This window comes from Fulvivirga aurantia, from assembly GCF_009711475.1.
Taxonomy (GTDB): domain Bacteria; phylum Bacteroidota; class Bacteroidia; order Cytophagales; family Cyclobacteriaceae; genus Fulvivirga; species Fulvivirga aurantia.
The window spans coordinates 1-495 of record NZ_SMMD01000099.1 but is presented as its reverse complement, the minus strand read 5'-3'; the positions used below and the strand labels follow the sequence as shown (position 1 = coordinate 495).

Sequence of the window (495 nt, the reverse complement as noted above, 5' to 3'; positions counted from 1 at the left end):
GTAAAGGCATGAATGCTATATGGTGTTAGCGGTAGTTTTAAAATGTGTATTTTTTCAATGCCCAAGTTCCATTAGCCAAAGAGTCCAGCGAGTAAAATAATTTGCCATTTTCGACTATGAAATTCGTGCTGGGCATACTGCAAAATTCATCGGTTTCAAGAATTAACTGATTGTCCTTCTGCGTCCATTTGCCAGTATCTTGGCTGTTAAAGGTTCCACAATATCGATCCTGATAACTGTAGTAAAACGTTCCATCCTCATTTAGTTGTAGTTTTTCAATTTGTCCAAAACCCGGTCCGATTAAATCTTTTATCCAGCGTATAAAGAAGGGTCTAGCTATGGTTCTACGTTCGTATGTTTCAACAATTTGAGCATTTGACTGTCCAAAAGATTGCAGTCCAGAAATTAGGAATGATATCAAAAAGATTCTATAAAGTTTCATTTTGTTGCCGCTATATTACCGCTAACGCACAGCTATGATGAGTGGGGGTTAGA

General features: G+C 37.6%; 1 protein-coding gene. It reads right to left on the bottom strand.

The window, feature by feature from the left end:
- Positions 1-37: 37 nt before the first annotated feature.
- Positions 38-421, bottom strand: coding sequence for a hypothetical protein (locus tag E1176_RS00200; protein ID WP_185152461.1), 384 nt, complete (start codon positions 419-421; stop codon positions 38-40).
- Positions 422-495: the final 74 nt, after the last annotated feature.